A 15,414-nucleotide genomic window follows, 5' to 3' on the forward strand; every position below is an offset into this window, starting at 1 on the left:
AGCCGGCCCCGGGCCCCGACGGGCCGCGGAGCAGGGCGAACGCGGCGGCCAGCTCGGCGGCCAGGCACCCGGGATCCGGGTCGGCCTTGCGCAGGATCTGGAGCCCCTGGACCAGGCCCAGCAGGAGGCGCGCGGCGTCCCGCGGGCTCACCGCGGCGGTCAGCTCCCCGGCTTCCCGGGCCCGTTCCAGCTGGGCGGTGAACGCGTCCTCCGCGCTGCGCAGGCCGGCCCGGGCCAGCTCCGCGACGGCGGCGTCGCCGGGCAGCAGTTCGGCGATGCTGTTGACGCTGAAGCAGCCAGCACCGCTGCAGGCGGACTCGGCCTGCAGCAGCGTCTCGAAGAGGCGCCGCAGCTGCGGGAGCGCGGGCTGCCGGTCGTCGAGGGTGGCGGCGAGCAGGTCGGCCTGCCGTCCGAGGTAGCGGCCGAGGGCCTGGACGAACAGCTGGTGCTTGTCGCCGAACGCCGCGTAGATCGAGCCGCGTCCCAGCTGCAGCCCCTCCACCAGGTCGTTCATGCTCGTGGCCTCGTAGCCCTTGCGCCAGAACAGGAGCATGGCCCGGTCCAGGATCGCCTCTTCGTCGAACGTCCGCGGTCTTCCCATGGCCCTACCGTACCCAAGCCCCGGGGTGGGCGCCGCACATATTTGACCTCTCGTTCCAGAATCTGTAAGTTCTGGAACGAGAGGTCAAATACTCCGTCCGGAGCAGCGGCCCGACACCCACCCCGATTCCAGGAGCACAGCCATGACCGACGCCCCGATCGCCCCGCAGCAGACCCAGCGCGAGATCCACCTGGTCTCCCGCCCCGTCGGCGAGGCCCGCGCGCAGGACTTCGCCCTCGTGGAGAGCGCGATCCCGCAGCCCGGTGAGGGCCAGCTGCTGGTGCGCAACACCTGGATGTCCGTCGACCCGTACATGCGGGGGCGGATGAACGCGGGCACCGGCTCCTACATCCCGCCGTTCGAGTTGGGCGCGCCGCTCAGCGGTGGCGCGACGGGCACCGTGGTGGCCTCGCGCTCCGCCGCCGTCCCGGTCGGCACCGCCGTGCTGCACCAGCTGGGCTGGCGCGAGTACGCCGTCGTCGACGCGTCGGCCGTCATGCCGATCGACGTCTCGCTGGCTCCCGCCTCCGCGTACCTCGGCGTGCTGGGCATGCCGGGCCTGACGGCCTACGCCGGCCTGACCGAGGTGGCGCCGGTGGCCGAGGGCGACGTCGTCTTCGTCTCCGGCGCCGCCGGTGCGGTCGGCTCGGTCGCCGGGCAGATCGCCCGCCGGCTCGGCGCCTCCCGGGTGATCGGGTCCGCCGGTGGCCCGGAGAAGGCCAAGAAGCTGGTCGAGGAGTTCGGCTTCGACGCCGCCATCGACTACCGGGCCGGCTCGGTCGCCGAGCAGCTCGCGCAGGCCGCCCCCGCGGGCGTGGACGTCTACTTCGACAACGTCGGCGGGGACCACCTGGAGGCCGCCATCGGCGCGATGCGCCCGGGCGGGCGGATCGCCCTGTGCGGGGCGATCAGCCAGTACAACGCCACCGAGCCGGTCCCGGGCCCGCGCAACCTGGCCGCCGCGATCGGCAAGCAGCTCACCCTGCGCGGTCTGCTGGTCGGCAGCTACTACCACCTGGCCCCCGAGTACGCCCGGCTCGCCGCCGGCATGCTCGCGGCCGGCGAGCTGCGTGCCGAGGAGACCGTCCTGGACGGCATCGACCGGGCGCCCGAGGCCTTCCTCGGCCTGATGCGCGGCGCTAACACCGGCAAGATGCTCGTCCGCCTCGCCGGCTAGCAGCCCCGGAGTCCCGTCAGCCCGTCAGGAGGAACGGCAGTGCAGATCGAGATCTACTCGGACCTGGTGTGTCCGTGGTGCTACATCGGCAAGCGGCGCTTCGAGCAGGCCCTGGCGGCCTTCCCGGCGGCCGACGAGGTCGAGGTCGTCTACCGGCCCTTCCAGCTCAACCCGGCCGCGTCGGCGGCCGGCGAGCCGTCGGCGCTGGTCTACGAGCGGAAGTTCGGCAAGCCCGCGGCGGCCGTCTTCGGCCCGCTCACCGAGGCCGCGGCGGCCGAGGGCATCGAGTTCCGGATGGAGCGGGCGGTGGCCACCAACACCTTCACCGCCCACCGGCTGCTCTGGTTCGCCGCGCGGCACGGGCGGCAGGCCGAGGTGAAGGAGCGGCTGCTGGCCCACTACTTCACCGACGGCGGTCACCTGGGCGACCCGGAGCAGCTGACGGCGATCGCCGTCGCGGCGGGACTGGACCGCGAGCAGGTCACGGGCTTCCTGGCTTCGCAGGAGGGCGTCCGGGAGGTGCGCGCCGAGCTGGCGCACGGCGCGGAGCTGGGCATCTCGTCGGTGCCGACCTTCGTCTTCGACGGCCGGGTGGCGGTTTCGGGGGCGCAGAGCCCCGAGCTGCTGCTGGAGGTCATGGCGAAGGTCGCCGCCGGGACCGTCGACCGGTCGGCGCACTGACCGTCCCGCCCCGATTGCAGCCGGGCACGCACCCGCCCAGGCTCACAGGTACGGGCCGGTACGCAGGCAACCACGCACGCAGGCAGAACGACAGGCAGAGCAGAGCAGAGGAGCGGACCGTGAAGGCAGCAGTCATCGACAGGTACGGCCAGGTCGGCGAGGTGGTGACGGTCGCCGAGGTGCCCGCGCCCGAGGTCGGCGACCAGGAGGTGCTGATCGAGGTCAGGGCGGCCGGGGTCAACCCGATCGACCACCTGATCGTGAAGGGGTTCCTGGCAGCCGGTGAGCTCGCGACGACCCGGGTCCTGGGCAACGAGGTCGCGGGCGTGGTGGTGGCGGTCGGTGCGGGCGTGACGGGGTTCGCGGTGGGCGACGAGGTCTTCAGCCGGGTCGACCCCCAGGTGGGCGGTGCCTTCGCCGAGTTCGTCGCAGTGCACGAGAGCCTGGTCGCCGCGAAGCCGGCCCGGCTCTCCTTCGAGGAGGCGGCCGCGCTGCCGCTCGTCGCGCTGACCGCCTGGCAGGCCCTGACGGAGCAGACGCAGCTGCGGGCGGGCCAGCGGGTGCTGATCCACGGCGGCACGGGCGGGGTGGGGTCCGCCGCCATCCAGATCGCCAAGCACCTGGGAGCGGAGGTGGTCACCACGGTGGGTACCGACGGCGCGGAGCAGGCCCGCCGGCTCGGGGCCGACCAGGTGGTCGAGTACCGCAAGGAGAAGTTCGACGAGGTCGTCGACTCGGTGGACGTGGTCCTCGACACCGTCGGCGGGGAGACCCAGGCGCGCTCCTTCGGCCTGCTCAAGCAGGGCGGCGCGCTGGTGTCGATCGTCATGGTCCCCGACATCGAGGCCCAGCGGGAGCGTTGGGGCGTTTCCGTCAGCGCCTTCTTCATGCACCCGGACGGGGCACAACTGGCCCAGCTCGCACGGCTGGTGGAGGCGGGGGAGCTCAAGCCCGTCGTGCAGCAGGTCTTCCCGCTGGACCGGGCGCCGGAGGCCCTGCTGGCGGTCGAGGCCGGCGGGGCCCGCGGCAAGACCGTCATCAGCGTCCGGCCCTGAGGGGAATCAGGACCCCGAGGTTCCGGTGGGCCGTGGCCCGGGCGGCTCGCCGGCCCGGGCCGCCCGCCGGTGAGTCGGTCCGTCGGTCAGCCGGTCGGGTTCAGCGGCAGGGTCCAGGCGGGGGAGTCGACGGCACGAGCGTGAGACGCGGCGCTGCTCTCATCGATGGCGCCGGCCGAAGAATCAATCGGCGATCAAGCGCACCTGGGTGGGTTCCAGGTGCAGTTCATACGCGGTGTTGCAGTCGTTGATGAGTGTGCCCACGTGCGCGCCGCAGGGGCACTGGCGGTTCATGCCTGCGTGACCATGGAGGCCACAGCATCCGCTGGAGTGCCTCGTGCAGTCGGTGTCCTTCCGAAGACCGCGGGCGTCGTCCGGGTGCAGAACCACGGTGTTCCGGGGGCCCGCGGACACCAGGAACCTGTCCCCGTCCGGGTCTCCGAGGCACGGACCTCCGGGGAAGACCTCTCGGCACTCGTCGGTAGGCACGAGCGGTGCACCCCACGGCTCGGGTTCCCGGGCGAAGAAGCCGAGCGGCATGGTCGCGGTGGCACGACGTGATCCGTCGGCCTTGCGGTAGCCCTGGTCCCCCGGGCGGGCTGGCATCTCGGTCAGTTCGGTCAGCGGTCCAGTGATGGCAAGCCCGCAGGCCGAGCACACGAAGACAGTCACTCTGTGTTCATAGCACCCGACCGTCGGCGTGCCAAACGGATTCACCGCCGGACCGGCGTGCCGCGGGGCCGGTGCGGACGGGTTGACCACCGCGGGCCGCCGGGGATCGTCAGACAAGCGCCGGCGGCACCGGGTCCGGACGGTCGCAGGTGCTCGCCAGCTCGACCGTCCGGCCCGAGTCGGCGGCGGTCAGCAGGCTCTCCATCACGTCCAGTACGTGGTAGGCGAGTTCGCCGCCGCAGCGGTGCGCCGAGCCTGCCGACAGGGCGCGGGCCAGGTCGGCGACGCCGTGGCCCCGGTCGGCCGCCCGGTGGCCGCCGGCGACCGGGAGCACCGACCATCCGCGGTCGCCGGCCCGCCGGATCTCCACCGGCCCCTCGAACTCGTTGGGGTCGGGCACCGAGAGCGAGCCCGCGTCGCCGTAGACCTCGATGTGCGGCAGCCGACCGGCCCAGACGTCGAAGCTCATCAGCAGGGTGGTGAGCGCGCCGCCGGCGTGTTCCAGCGTGCCGGTGACATGGGTCGCCACCTCGACCGGGAAGGCGGTGCCGGCCCGCGGGCCGCTGCCGATCGTGCGACGGTCGGCGGGCCGCGCGGACATCCCGGTGACCCGCCGGACCGGGCCGAGCAGGGTGACCAGCGCGCTGAGGTGGTAGGGACCCATGTCGAGCAGCGGGCCGCCGCCCGGGCGGTAGTAGAACTCCGGGTCCGGGTGCCAGAGTTCGTGGCCCGGGGTGGTCATGAAGGCGGTCGCGGCCAGCGGCCGGCCGATCGCGCCCGCGTCCAGCGCGGCCCGGGCCGCCTGCAGGCCGGTGCCCAGCACGGTGTCCGGCGCGCAGCCGACCCGCACGCCGGCGCGGGCCGCCGCCGTCAGGACCTCCCGGGCCTCGCGGGTGGTCGCCGCGAGCGGCTTCTCCCCGTACACGTGCTTGCCGGCGGCGATCGCCGCGTGCGCCACCTCGGCGTGCGCCGCCGGGACGGTGAGGTTCAGCACCAGGTCCACGTCCTCCGCCGAGCAGAGCCCGGCCACCTCGCTCGCCCGGGCGCCCGGCACCGGCTCGGCGGCCCGCCGGGCCCTGGCGGGGTCGAGGTCGGCGACCGCCACCACCCGCACCTCGGGCAGCCGGGCCAGGGTCCGCAGGTAGACCCCGCTGATCCGGCCGGCGCCGACCACGCCGATCCGCAGCGCGCTCACCGGGTCACCCAGGCCATGCCCTGGCGGATCATGGCATCGACCTCGGGCACCGCCAGGTCCGCCAGGGTGTGCCCGATGGTGGTGACGAAGACCCGCCCCGCACCCCAGGCGCGGGTCCAGGTGACCGGCACCAGGGTGCCGGCCAGCTCCGGGTGGTCCGGGTCGAGGGCGAACTCGCTGTGCGCGAGGACGTCGACACCCGGGTCCACGTGCACGTAGTACTGCTCGGTGGTGACCGGGAACGGCCCGACCCCGGCGAGCACCGGATGGTCCGCGCGCCCGGGGCACGGGCGCACCGTGTAGGCGACGGGCTCCCGCGGATGGTGGACGAACTGGCCGCCCGTCATCAGCTGGTACGCCGGCTCCTCGCGGAAGGCGTCCACGATCCCGCCGTGCCACCCCGCCAGCCCGGTGCCGGCGCGCACCGCCCGGGAGAGCCCGGCGAGCTGTTCGGGGCTGATGCGGCCCATCGTCCAGCACTGCACCACGAGGTCGGTGGCGCGCAGCAGCGGCTCGTCCGTGTAGCTGTCCAGGCTGTCGGAGACCGTGACCCGGTAGCCGGCCTCGGTCAGGATCCGCGCACAGCGGTCACCGGCCGCAGCGGGCCGGTGCCCCTCCCAGCCGCCGCACACCACCAGGGCCTGCCGGCCACGGCCGGCCCTGGCCAGCTGGTCGGACACCATCGCACCCTCCCGATGAAGGACCATCGCCCTTGACGGCGGCGGGACTTGACGGGCGGCGGACGGACCGGCCGCGGCGCCCCGGCCGGTACGTTACCGGGCCGGGGCTTAATGCAACAGCACACTGCAATGGCACTTGGATGGGTCGGGTGCCGATCAGGCACAGAGCGCCGGCTCCCGGACCTCGCTGCCCGCCGGGGCCTCGCCGTCCCGGGCCTCGCCGTCCGGGGCCGCCTCGTGCGGGATCGCCTCGTCCGGGGCCGTCTCGTGCAAGGCCTCGTCCTCCGCGGCCGCGACTGCCGCCGCGACTGCCGCCGCTTCGGCCACCGGCTCGGCCGCCGGCGTCGCCTCACGCCCGCCCGTGCGGGTGGCGCCGGCGCCCGCGATCACCACCAGGACGACGCCGGCGGCCGGCGCCGCACCGGGGATCTGGCCGAGCACCAGGATGCCCATCAGCAGCGCGATCGCCGGCTCCAGGCTCATCAGCGTGCCGAAGGCGCCGGCGGTGAGGCGGCGCAGGGCGAGGAACTCGAGGGTGAACGGCAGCACGGTGCTCAGCGCGGCCAGCCCCAGCATGACCAGGACCAGCGGCCAGGTCGCCCGGGCGAGCTCGGACGGCGCGGCCACCAGGGTGGCCACCACGCCCGCCACCGGAAGCGAGATCGCCAGCCCCTTCAGCCCGGTGACCCGGTCGCCCACCCGCTGGGTCAGCAGGATGTACCCGGCCCAGCAGGCCGCCGCGCCCAGCGCGAAGCCGAGGCCGGCCGGGTCGATGCCGCCCTGCCAGGGCTCGGTCAGCAGCACCACACCGGCGGCGGCCAGCGCGGCCCAGTGCTTGCGCCCGCCGCCCGGACGCAGCAGCGAGACCGCGAGCGGGCCCAGGAACTCCAGCGCGCTCGCGGTGCCCAGCGGGATGCGGGCGGCGGAGAGCATGAAGAGCAGCACCATGCCGGCGGTCACCAGGCCCAGCAGCGCGCAGGCCAGCAGGTCCCGGCGGGCGAAGTCGCGCGGGCGCGGGCGGACCAGCAGCAGGACCAGCACGCCGGCCCAGGCCAGCCGCAGTCCGGCCGTGCCGGTGGCGCCGAGCTGGGCGAAGAGCGGCACCGACAGGGCCAGTCCGAGCTGGACCGAGGACATCGCGCCCACCGCCATCAGGGCGCCACTCTGGGCACCGTGCAGGCGCGGACGGGTGGGGAGGCGAGAGGTGACGGCTTCCAGCGGGCTCATGCGCACCAGTAGAGGGCGCACCGACCGCTCGCGTCCACGTGCCGATCATGGACAATTCGTTCGGGAAAGCTGAACAATGGCGGGATGGAGACACGGCGGCTGCAGATCCTGGCGGAGTTGTCGCGACTGGGCTCGATGCGCGCGGTCGCCGATGTGCTGGGCATCACCACCTCGACGGTCTCGCAGCAGGTCGCCGCGCTGGCCCGCGAGATGGACACCGCGCTGATCGAGCCCGTCGGGCGGCAGGTCCGGCTGACACCGGCGGGTCGACGGCTGGCCGAGCACGCGGTGACGATCCTGGCCGCGGTCGAGACGGCGCACCGCGACCTCGGCCCGGGAGCCGAGCCCAACGGCACACTGCGGGTCGCCGGCTTCGCCACCGCCATCCGCGGCTACCTGCTGCCCGTCGTGGTCGACCTCGCCGCGACCAGCCCCCGCGTCCACGTCCTCATCCGGGAGCACGAACCGGCCGAGTCGCTGGAGCTGCTGGCCACCGACCAGGTGGACCTCGCGCTCACCTACGACTACAACCTGGCACCGGCCGCCGAGGACCCCACCGTCAGCGCGACCGCGCTGTGGACCGCCCGGTGGGGGCTCGGCGTGCCGGCCGGCGCCGCGTGCGGCGGGGGCAGCACGCTGGAGGTCTTCGCCCGCTTCCGGTCGCACGACTGGATCGTCAACTCCCGCAACACGGCGGACGAGGAGGTCATCCGCACACTCGCCTCGATGGCGGGCTTCCGCCCCCGCGTCACCCACCAGGCCGACAGCCTCGACCTGGTGCAGGAGATGATCGCGGCCGGCCTGGGCGTGGCGCTGCTGCCGATCGGCTTCCCGACCCTGCCCACGGTACGGCTCGTCCCGCTGGCCGCCCCCGACGTGGAGCTGCGCGCCTACGCGGTCGCCCGGCACGGCCGCCTCGACTGGCCGCCGCTCGCCCTGATGACCGACCTGCTCACCACCGCCGCGCACGGCTGACCCCGGGCGCGCCGCCGCGCCCCCGCCGCGCACGGCTGACCCGCGCCCCCCGCCGCGCGGGGCCGCCCCGTGGAGGGACCGGGAGCCGCTGACTAGCATGAGGAGAGGACCTCAGGCTCCGGGCCCACGCCGCAGCGGCAGGGAGGCCGACATGGCGTTCGACACGACCGGTTTCGGACCGGCGGACGGCGGCCGCTACACGCCGATCTCCGAGCACGGCCTGATCGGCGATCTGCGGACCGCCGCCCTGGTCGGCACGGACGGCACCATCGACTGGTACTGCTGCCCGCGCTTCGATGCGCCCAGCGTCTTCGGGTCCATCCTCGACGCCGAGCGGGGCGGGTCCTTCGAGCTGGCCGCCGAGGTCCCGACCCGCAGTCGGCAGTTCTACTTCCCCGACACGAACGTCCTGATCACGCGGTTCTTCGCCGCCGACGGGGTGGCGGAGATCCAGGACTTCATGCCGGTGGTCGACGAGTCCACCGAGGCGGCCCGCCACCGGCTGATCCGGCGGGTGCTCTGCGTCCGCGGGGCCCTGCCGTTCCGGGCGCGGATCGCCCCGCGCTTCGGCTACGGAGCCGAGCCGCACACCACCCACCTGGAGGGCCACGAGGCGGTGTTCCGCTCCCCGTCGCTGACGCTCGCGCTGACCGCCACGGCGCCGCTGGAGAGCGACGGCCAGGACGTGTCGTCGCACTTCAAGCTCCTCGAGGGCGAGTCCAACGTCTTCGCCCTCGACCAGATCGACGACGACGTCCCGGTCCGGTCGTGCCCGCGGGCCGAGGCGGAGGAGCAGGCGGAGGCGACCGTCCGGTTCTGGCGGCACTGGCTGGCCCGTTCGCGCTACCACGGGCGGTGGCGGGAGATGGTGAACCGCTCCGCGCTGGTGCTGAAGCTGCTCACCTACGCGCCGACCGGCGCGATCGTGGCCGCACCCACCACCAGCCTGCCCGAGCGGATCGGCGGGGAGCGCAACTGGGACTACCGCTACGTCTGGGTCCGCGACGCCGCCTTCTGCGTCTACGCCCTGCTGCGCCTGGGGTTCACCTCGGAGGCCGAGGCCTTCATGGGGTTCCTCGGCGAGCGCGGCATCATGCGCGGCACCGGCGCGGGCGGCCCGCTGCAGATCATGTACGGCATCGACGGACGCAGCGAACTGCCCGAGTACGAGCTGTCGCACCTGGAGGGCTACCTCGGCTCCGCGCCCGTGCGGGTCGGCAACGCCGCCACCGGCCAGCTCCAGCTGGACATCTACGGAGCCCTGATCGACTCCGTCTACCTCTACGACAAGTGGGGGCAGCCGATCAGCAGCGCCCGCTGGGACGAGGTCGGCGCGATGGCGGACTGGCTGTGCGAGAACTGGGACCAGCCCGACGAGGGAGTCTGGGAGACCCGCGGGGGCCGGCGGAACTTCGTCTACTCGCGGCTGATGTGCTGGGTGGCGCTCGAGCGGGCGATGCGGATGGCGAACCGCCGCGGCCTGCCGGCCGACCTGCCCCGCTGGCGCCAGGCCCGGGACGCGATCTACCGGCAGATCATGGGGCGCGGCTGGTCGACCGGGCGCGGCGCGTTCGTCCAGTCGCTGGACGGCGGTGAGCTGGACGCCTCGCTGCTGATGATGCCGATGGCCAAGTTCGTCTCGCCCACCGACCCCAGGTGGCTCTCCACCCTGGACGCGCTGAGCACGGACCTGGTCTCCGACTCGCTGGTCTACCGCTACGACCCGACCACCAGCCCCGACGGCCTGCCCGGCGCCGAGGGGACCTTCTCGATCTGCTCCTTCTGGTACGTGGAGGCGTTGGCCCGCGCGGGCCGGCTGGAGGAGGCCCGGCTCGCGTTCGAGAAGATGCTCACCTACGCCAACCACCTCGGCCTGTTCGCCGAGGAGATCGGCCCGACCGGCGAACAACTCGGCAACTTCCCCCAGGCCTTCACCCACCTCTCCCTCATCAGCGCCGCCTTCAACCTCGACCGCGCCCTGGGCTGACTGGCCGTTGCTCTGTCGTTGTTGGTGATCGTGATTTCGAGTCCGTCGACTCGGTCGGGTGATCCTCTGGTGGCCGCAGCGGGCAGCCGGAGGGCTACCGCCACCGGCAGCTCTCACCGAGGCCCATCGTGCCCGCCACGGAGCCGGCGAGCAGCCCCCGCAACGGAGCCCGGGCGGCGAGCCACTCGGGTGCCAGGGCGAGCGCCGCACCGCTGACCGCACCCAGCAGGACACCGACCCCCAGGCTCCCGACCACGACGACGACGCCTCGCATGACACCGGCGAGGACATCCGGGTGCAGCCCCGTGCCGAGCCGGATGACCGCGCCCACGAGCGCCATCGAGCCGGAGAGCGCCGCAAGCACGGATCCGATCCGTACTCCGAGGCGGACGCCCCGTCCGACGACAGCTCCCACCACCGTGCACCCCCGGCTTGGTTGCTCTTCATCCTACGTGGCGTCCACCGGGAGCCCCCCAGGGTTCGGGGCCGATCGCGAAGCACCCCTGCTGGGGTGGCCGGCGCCCGACGGGTCTTCTGGTCCCCCCGTGGCGATCGTCCGATCGGATGACGTTCACCCCACACGCCGTCAGCAACGGTGCCGAGCGGCCGGATGGCGCGGGTCGGGTCCCTACGATGCCGCTGGGAGTGCCCGGCGACGACGGTCCGGGTGCCCGCGGCTCGTGCGAAGCGGGCCGCCCCGTCCGGGGCTCCCCGGTCGGGGCTCTTCGCCTCGGGCCTCCTCGACCCGGGGTCACTCGACTCCAGAAACGGCGGAACGCATGAGATCGACGATCCGTGGCCGGCTGCGGGCCTGGGCCGCTGGCGTGGCGACAGTCGTGGCCGTGGCGGGCACGGCCGTCACCGGTCCCGCGGCGGCGGCGCACGACGACGACCTCGGGCCGGCCATCGAGGCGATCATGCACAAGCCCGGCTACGAGCACGCGCAGTGGGGTCTGCTGGAGGTCGACCCCGCGAGCGGGAAGGTGATCCACTCCCGGTTCGCGAACCAGTTCTTCATCCCCGGCTCGACCACCAAGCTGGTCACCATCTCCGCGGCCTGGCACACCCTGGGCCCCGACCACCGCTTCACCACCCCCGTGATCGCCACCGGCACCCGTGACGGGGCCACTCTGAACGGGAACCTGGACCTGGTCGCCCAGGGCGACCTGACGATGGGTGGGCGCACCAAGCCCGACGGCTCGGTCGACTACACGAACATCGACCACACCGAGGCCGAACTGCCCGGCGCGACCCTCACCCCCGAGAACCCGCTCGCCGGCCTGGACCAGATCGCCCACCAGGTGCGCGAGGCGGGCCTGACCCAGGTCAACGGCAACGTGATCGTCGACCCCCGGCTCTTCGACCTCCCGCCGCTGGACCCGCAGCCCACCCCGCTGATCATCAACGACAACCTCATCGACCTGCTGTCCACCCCCACCGCTCCCGGGCAGCCCGCCCAGCTGACCTGGCGCCCGCAGGTGGCCCCGTACCAGGTCACCTCGACCGTCCGGACGGTCGAGGCCGGCGGCCCGACGAACATCCAGGTCGCGGCCTCCCCCGACGGCACCCGGATCACCCTGTCCGGCACGATCGCCGCCGACGCCCAGCCCCTGCTGCGGACCTCCGCCATCCAGGACCCCAACGCCTTCGGCCGCACCGCGCTGATCGAGGCGCTGGCCCGGGCCGGCGTGACCGTCAGCGCCGACCCCACCGGCCCCAACCCGCAGGACGCGCTGCCCGCCTCCTACGACGACGACCCGCAGGTGGCCGCGTACGTCTCCCCGCCCTACAGCCAGTACGCCAAGCTGATCCTGAAGGTCAGCCACAACCTCGGCGCCAACCTGGCGCTGTGCAACATGGCCGTGGAGCGCGGCAGCCGCACCTGCTTCGACGCCTTCGGGATCGAGCACGACTTCCTGGCCGACGTCGCGCACGTCGACCCGACCCAGTTCCAACTCGCCGACGGGCGCGGTGGCGTGGCCTCCGACCGGGCCACCCCGATCGGCCTCGACCAGCTCCTCGCCTACTGGCTGGGCACCCCCGACGCGGACGCCTTCCGGCTCTCCCTGCCGATCCTGGGGGTCGACGGCAGCAACGGGATCTCCTGCGTCACCGACTGCCCGGCCAAGGGCAAGGTCTTCGCCAAGCCCGGCACCATCCTCGGCGCCGACGAGCTCAACCAGCGGCTCGAGGTCGGCGCCCAGGAGGAGGCCGGCTACCTGCAGACCGACAGCGGCTGCCTGCACCTCTTCTACGTCGGCGTCACCGGCGCGTCCAGCGCCGACCTGACGAGCTTCCTGAGCATCTTCGACGACGTCAACCAGATCTCCGCCCTGTTGCAGGAGCAGGCCTCGGCCGCCGAACACCACCGCCCGCCCGCCCCGCCCCACGCCGGTCCGGCCCACTGACCACCCCCGGGCCGGCCCACCGCGCGGGCCCCGGTGCTCCCCGCACCGGGGCCCGCGCGGTGGGCGTCCCCGGTTCCCCGTGGTCGAGGACCACCGTCACCGGCAGGGCGAGGGGAGCCGGGCGTCGGCCGGGAGCACCGTGTACGGCAGCGGGTCGAAGCCGTTGAAGCCCTGGGTGAGGTAACTGACCGCGTAGGCACCGCTGGAGAGGATCCACACCGGGTCGCCGGAGGCCACCGCCCGGGGGACCGGGACCCGGCCGGTGGTGTGCCCGTGGGGGAAGGCGTCGTCGCTGTCGCAGGTCGGGCCCGCCACCACGGCCGGGACGTACTGCGGGTCCGGGTGGGTCGGGAAGACCAGCCGGTACTGCAACTGGTCCATCTCGTAGAGCCCGTTGAACTTGCCGCAGCTCAGGTAGAGCCAGTGTTCCCGCTCGCCGTCCGGTTGCTGACGGGAGGTCAGTCGGTACACGTGGGCCCGGATCGCGCCCTGCTCGGCGACCAGGTGGCGGCCGGGCTCCAGGACGAAGTCCAGCTCACCGCCGTGCAGGTGGCGCAGGTGGCCGAGACCCTGCCGCATCACCTGGAAGATCTCGTCGAGCGGCGGGTCGAGGGCGGTGCCGTGCCGGTCGAGGTACCCCAGCGCGGGCAGGCCGCCGCCGAGGTTGATGTGGTCGAGCCGGATCCCGTGCCGCTCGAGATCGACGAGGACGTCGCCGAGCAGTTCGAAGGCCACTGTCCAGGCCTTGGCGGTCAGCTGCTGCGAGCCGACGTGCACCGAGAGCCCGGCGGGGGTCAGTCCGGCTTTGCGGGCGGCCGTCAGCACCTGGACGGCGTCCGCCGCCGAGCAGCCGAACTTGCGGCTCAGCCCCCACAGTGCGCCCTCGCCGCTGGTGGCGAGGCGGCAGAACACCCGGGATCCCGGGGCGTGTTCGGCGATCGCGGTGACGTCCGGGAGGCTGTCGGTGGCGAACTCCCGGATGCCCAGGCGGTACGCCTCGGCGATGCCCCGGTCCGACTTGACGGTGTTGCCGTAGTGCACCCGGCTTGCCGGCACGCCGGTGCGCAGGGCCTGGGCGATCTCGTGCGGGCCGGCGGCGTCGAACCCGGCTCCGAGCGCGGCCAGATGGGCGAGCACCTCGTCCACCGGGCAGGCCTTCATGGCGAACCGGACGTCGACGCCCGGCAGTTCGTCCAGCAGGGCGGTGTAGCGGCGGGCGATACCGGCCAGATCGTAGAAGATCCGGTCGTCGGTGGAGGCGGTCAGCGCGGAGCGCAGCGCGGGGGCGAGGGAGGGGAGTTCGGCCTGCCGGTTCACCGGAGCGGGTCCTTGTCGTGCAGGACGGCGCGCAGGGCGCTGCGCAGTTGGTCGCGGTGGGGTTGCAGGGCGCGGTCGAGCCGAGGGGCGAACGGCAGCACGGTGCCGTCAGGCCGGGTGATCCGCCGGGGCCGGGCGATCAGACGCATCTCCTCGACCGCGGTGGCGAGGACCTCGGCGCCGATGCCGCAGCTGCGGTTGGAGTCGTCGATGACGACCAGGCGGCCGGTGCGTTCCAGCGAGGCGGCCAGGGCCGGCCAGTCGAAGGGGTGGAGGGTGCGCGGGTCGAACACCTCGACGGAGATCTCCGGGGCGAGCTGCTCCGCGACGGTCAGCGCGTCGTGCACCAGGTGGCCGACGGCGACCACGGTGACGTCGGTGCCCTCGCGGTGGATCCGGGCCGAGCCCAGCGGGACCGGCGCCAGCTCCCAGGTGACGGTCTCGCGTACCGCCAGGGCGGCGGCCGGGGCGAAGACGACCACCGGATCCGGGTCGGCGATCGCCGACCGCAGCAGCCCGTAGGCGTCGGTGGGGGTGGCCGGCACGACGGTCTTCAGTCCGGCGTGGGCGAAGAGGCTGTAGGGGTGGTCGGAGTGCTGTCCGGCCCAGCCGTCCCGGGAACCGGAGCCCGGCACCAGGCAGGTGAGCGGGACACCGGTCTGGCCGCCGGTCATCAGGGAGAACTTGTGGGCCTGGTTGACGAGTTGCTCGAAGACGAGGAAGAGCAGCGAGGGGATCTGGAACTCGATCACCGGCCGCCGTCCGGTCAGGGCGGCGCCGATCGCCATCGAGGTGAAGGCCTGCTCGGAGAGCGGGGTGTCGACGATCCGGCCGGGGCCGAACCGGTCGAGCAGGTTGAGGGTGGGGCCGGCCATGCCGGCGCCGATGTCCTCGCCGAAGACGCAGACCGTCGGGTCCGTCGTCAGGGCGTCGGTGAGCGCCCGGTTGAGCGCCTTGGTGTAGGAGAGCCTCATGTCCTCGACCCCGCCCTCGGGCGCAGCCCGTCGGCGTAGAGGTGGTCCAACGCCCTGTCCGGGTGCGGGTGTTCGGAGGCGAGGGCGAACTGCTCGGCGGCGGCCAGCTGTTCGGCGACCGAGGCGTCCACCTGCGCGGCGAGGCCGGGCGGCAGGAGTGCGGCGGCGCGCGGCAGCGGGTCGAGGCCGCGCCACTGGTCGATCTCCTCCGCGGTGCGGTAGCGCAGTTTCATCAGCCGTTCCATGGTGTGGTGCCCCTCGAAGCGGTAGGTGCGGCACTCGAGGAAGCCGGGACCGCCGCCGCCGGCGGCCCGCTCCACGGCCTGGGCGGCGGCCGCGTGGACGGCCTCGGTGTCCATCCCGTCCACCTCGGCGGCGGGGATCCCGAAAGCGGCCGCCCGGCCGGTGGCGCTGCCGGCCACCGCCGTGTGCGCCGGCAGGGTGGTCGCGTAGCCGTTGTTCTCG

14 protein-coding genes are annotated in these 15,414 nt (G+C 73.6%); 6 read left to right on the plus strand and 8 right to left on the minus strand.

Features of this window, described 5'->3' with window-relative positions; all coding sequences use genetic code 11:
* A partial coding sequence (locus tag ABD323_RS11125) for a TetR/AcrR family transcriptional regulator (protein WP_344441157.1) occupies window positions 1-601 on the minus strand: 601 nt, incomplete at its 3' end.
* A 142-nt stretch (window positions 602-743) separates the two neighbouring features.
* Between ABD323_RS11125 and ABD323_RS11130 the strand changes: the two genes are divergently transcribed.
* The 3 genes from ABD323_RS11130 (at window position 744) to ABD323_RS11140 (ending at window position 3,514) form a co-directional block, all read left to right on the plus strand.
* Window positions 744-1,778: an NADP-dependent oxidoreductase gene (locus tag ABD323_RS11130; protein WP_344441158.1), complete on the plus strand. Its 1,035-nt coding sequence runs from the start codon at window positions 744-746 to the stop codon at window positions 1,776-1,778.
* 39 nt (window positions 1,779-1,817) lie between these two features.
* Complete coding sequence (locus tag ABD323_RS11135; RefSeq protein ID WP_344441159.1) at window positions 1,818-2,459, plus strand: DsbA family oxidoreductase; 642 nt, start codon at window positions 1,818-1,820, stop codon at window positions 2,457-2,459.
* A gap of 119 nt (window positions 2,460-2,578) precedes the next feature.
* Window positions 2,579-3,514 carry an NADP-dependent oxidoreductase gene (locus tag ABD323_RS11140; protein WP_344441160.1) on the plus strand — a complete coding sequence of 312 codons (936 nt, stop codon included), beginning with the start codon at window positions 2,579-2,581 and terminating at the stop codon, window positions 3,512-3,514.
* A gap of 781 nt (window positions 3,515-4,295) precedes the next feature.
* Here ABD323_RS11140 and ABD323_RS11145 read toward each other — a convergent pair.
* The 3 genes from ABD323_RS11145 to ABD323_RS11155 form a co-directional block, all read right to left on the minus strand.
* A complete protein-coding gene (locus tag ABD323_RS11145) occupies window positions 4,296-5,393 on the minus strand; it encodes a Gfo/Idh/MocA family protein (RefSeq protein ID WP_344441175.1) in 1,098 nt (365 codons plus the stop codon).
* Window positions 5,378-6,064, minus strand: a complete 687-nt coding sequence (locus tag ABD323_RS11150; protein ID WP_344441162.1) for a ThuA domain-containing protein — start codon at window positions 6,062-6,064, stop codon at window positions 5,378-5,380. The genes ABD323_RS11145 and ABD323_RS11150 overlap by 16 nt, the downstream gene beginning before the upstream one ends.
* Window positions 6,065-6,217: 153 nt before the next feature.
* Window positions 6,218-7,288 carry an EamA family transporter gene (locus ABD323_RS11155; RefSeq protein WP_344441163.1) on the minus strand — a complete coding sequence of 357 codons (1,071 nt, stop codon included), beginning with the start codon at window positions 7,286-7,288 and terminating at the stop codon, window positions 6,218-6,220.
* An 84-nt stretch (window positions 7,289-7,372) separates the two neighbouring features.
* Here ABD323_RS11155 and ABD323_RS11160 point away from each other — a divergent pair, with 84 nt between their 5' ends.
* Both ABD323_RS11160 and ABD323_RS11165 read left to right on the plus strand, forming a co-directional pair.
* Window positions 7,373-8,263 (plus strand): LysR family transcriptional regulator, encoded by an 891-nt coding sequence (locus tag ABD323_RS11160; RefSeq protein WP_344441164.1) that lies wholly within the window; start codon window positions 7,373-7,375, stop codon window positions 8,261-8,263.
* Between the two features lie 151 nt (window positions 8,264-8,414).
* A complete protein-coding gene (locus ABD323_RS11165; RefSeq protein WP_344441165.1) occupies window positions 8,415-10,250 on the plus strand; it encodes a glycoside hydrolase family 15 protein in 1,836 nt (611 codons plus the stop codon).
* 94 nt (window positions 10,251-10,344) lie between these two features.
* On the opposite strand, the gene ABD323_RS11170 is transcribed toward ABD323_RS11165, so the two are convergent.
* A complete protein-coding gene (locus tag ABD323_RS11170) occupies window positions 10,345-10,614 on the minus strand; it encodes a hypothetical protein (RefSeq protein WP_344441166.1) in 270 nt (89 codons plus the stop codon).
* Between the two features lie 415 nt (window positions 10,615-11,029).
* On the opposite strand from ABD323_RS11170, the gene dacB reads away from it, so the two are divergent.
* Window positions 11,030-12,658, plus strand: a complete 1,629-nt coding sequence (dacB, locus tag ABD323_RS11175) for a D-alanyl-D-alanine carboxypeptidase/D-alanyl-D-alanine endopeptidase (RefSeq protein WP_344441167.1) — start codon at window positions 11,030-11,032, stop codon at window positions 12,656-12,658.
* A gap of 96 nt (window positions 12,659-12,754) precedes the next feature.
* Here the strand turns inward: dacB and ABD323_RS11180 are convergent, their stop codons facing one another.
* From ABD323_RS11180 to ABD323_RS11190, 3 genes are all read right to left on the minus strand, one after another.
* The gene (locus ABD323_RS11180) at window positions 12,755-13,975 is read right to left on the minus strand and encodes a type III PLP-dependent enzyme (RefSeq protein ID WP_344441168.1); all 1,221 of its coding nucleotides are present in this window, start codon (window positions 13,973-13,975) and stop codon (window positions 12,755-12,757) included.
* Complete coding sequence (locus ABD323_RS11185; RefSeq protein WP_344441170.1) at window positions 13,972-14,949, minus strand: alpha-ketoacid dehydrogenase subunit beta; 978 nt, start codon at window positions 14,947-14,949, stop codon at window positions 13,972-13,974. The genes ABD323_RS11180 and ABD323_RS11185 overlap by 4 nt, the downstream gene beginning before the upstream one ends.
* The coding region (locus tag ABD323_RS11190; protein WP_344441172.1) for a thiamine pyrophosphate-dependent enzyme at window positions 14,946-15,414 on the minus strand (469 nt) is incomplete at its 5' end. The genes ABD323_RS11185 and ABD323_RS11190, both read right to left, overlap by 4 nt.

Origin of the sequence: Kitasatospora nipponensis, assembly GCF_039528135.1 — a bacterium.
Taxonomy (GTDB): Bacteria; Actinomycetota; Actinomycetes; order Streptomycetales; family Streptomycetaceae; genus Kitasatospora; species Kitasatospora nipponensis.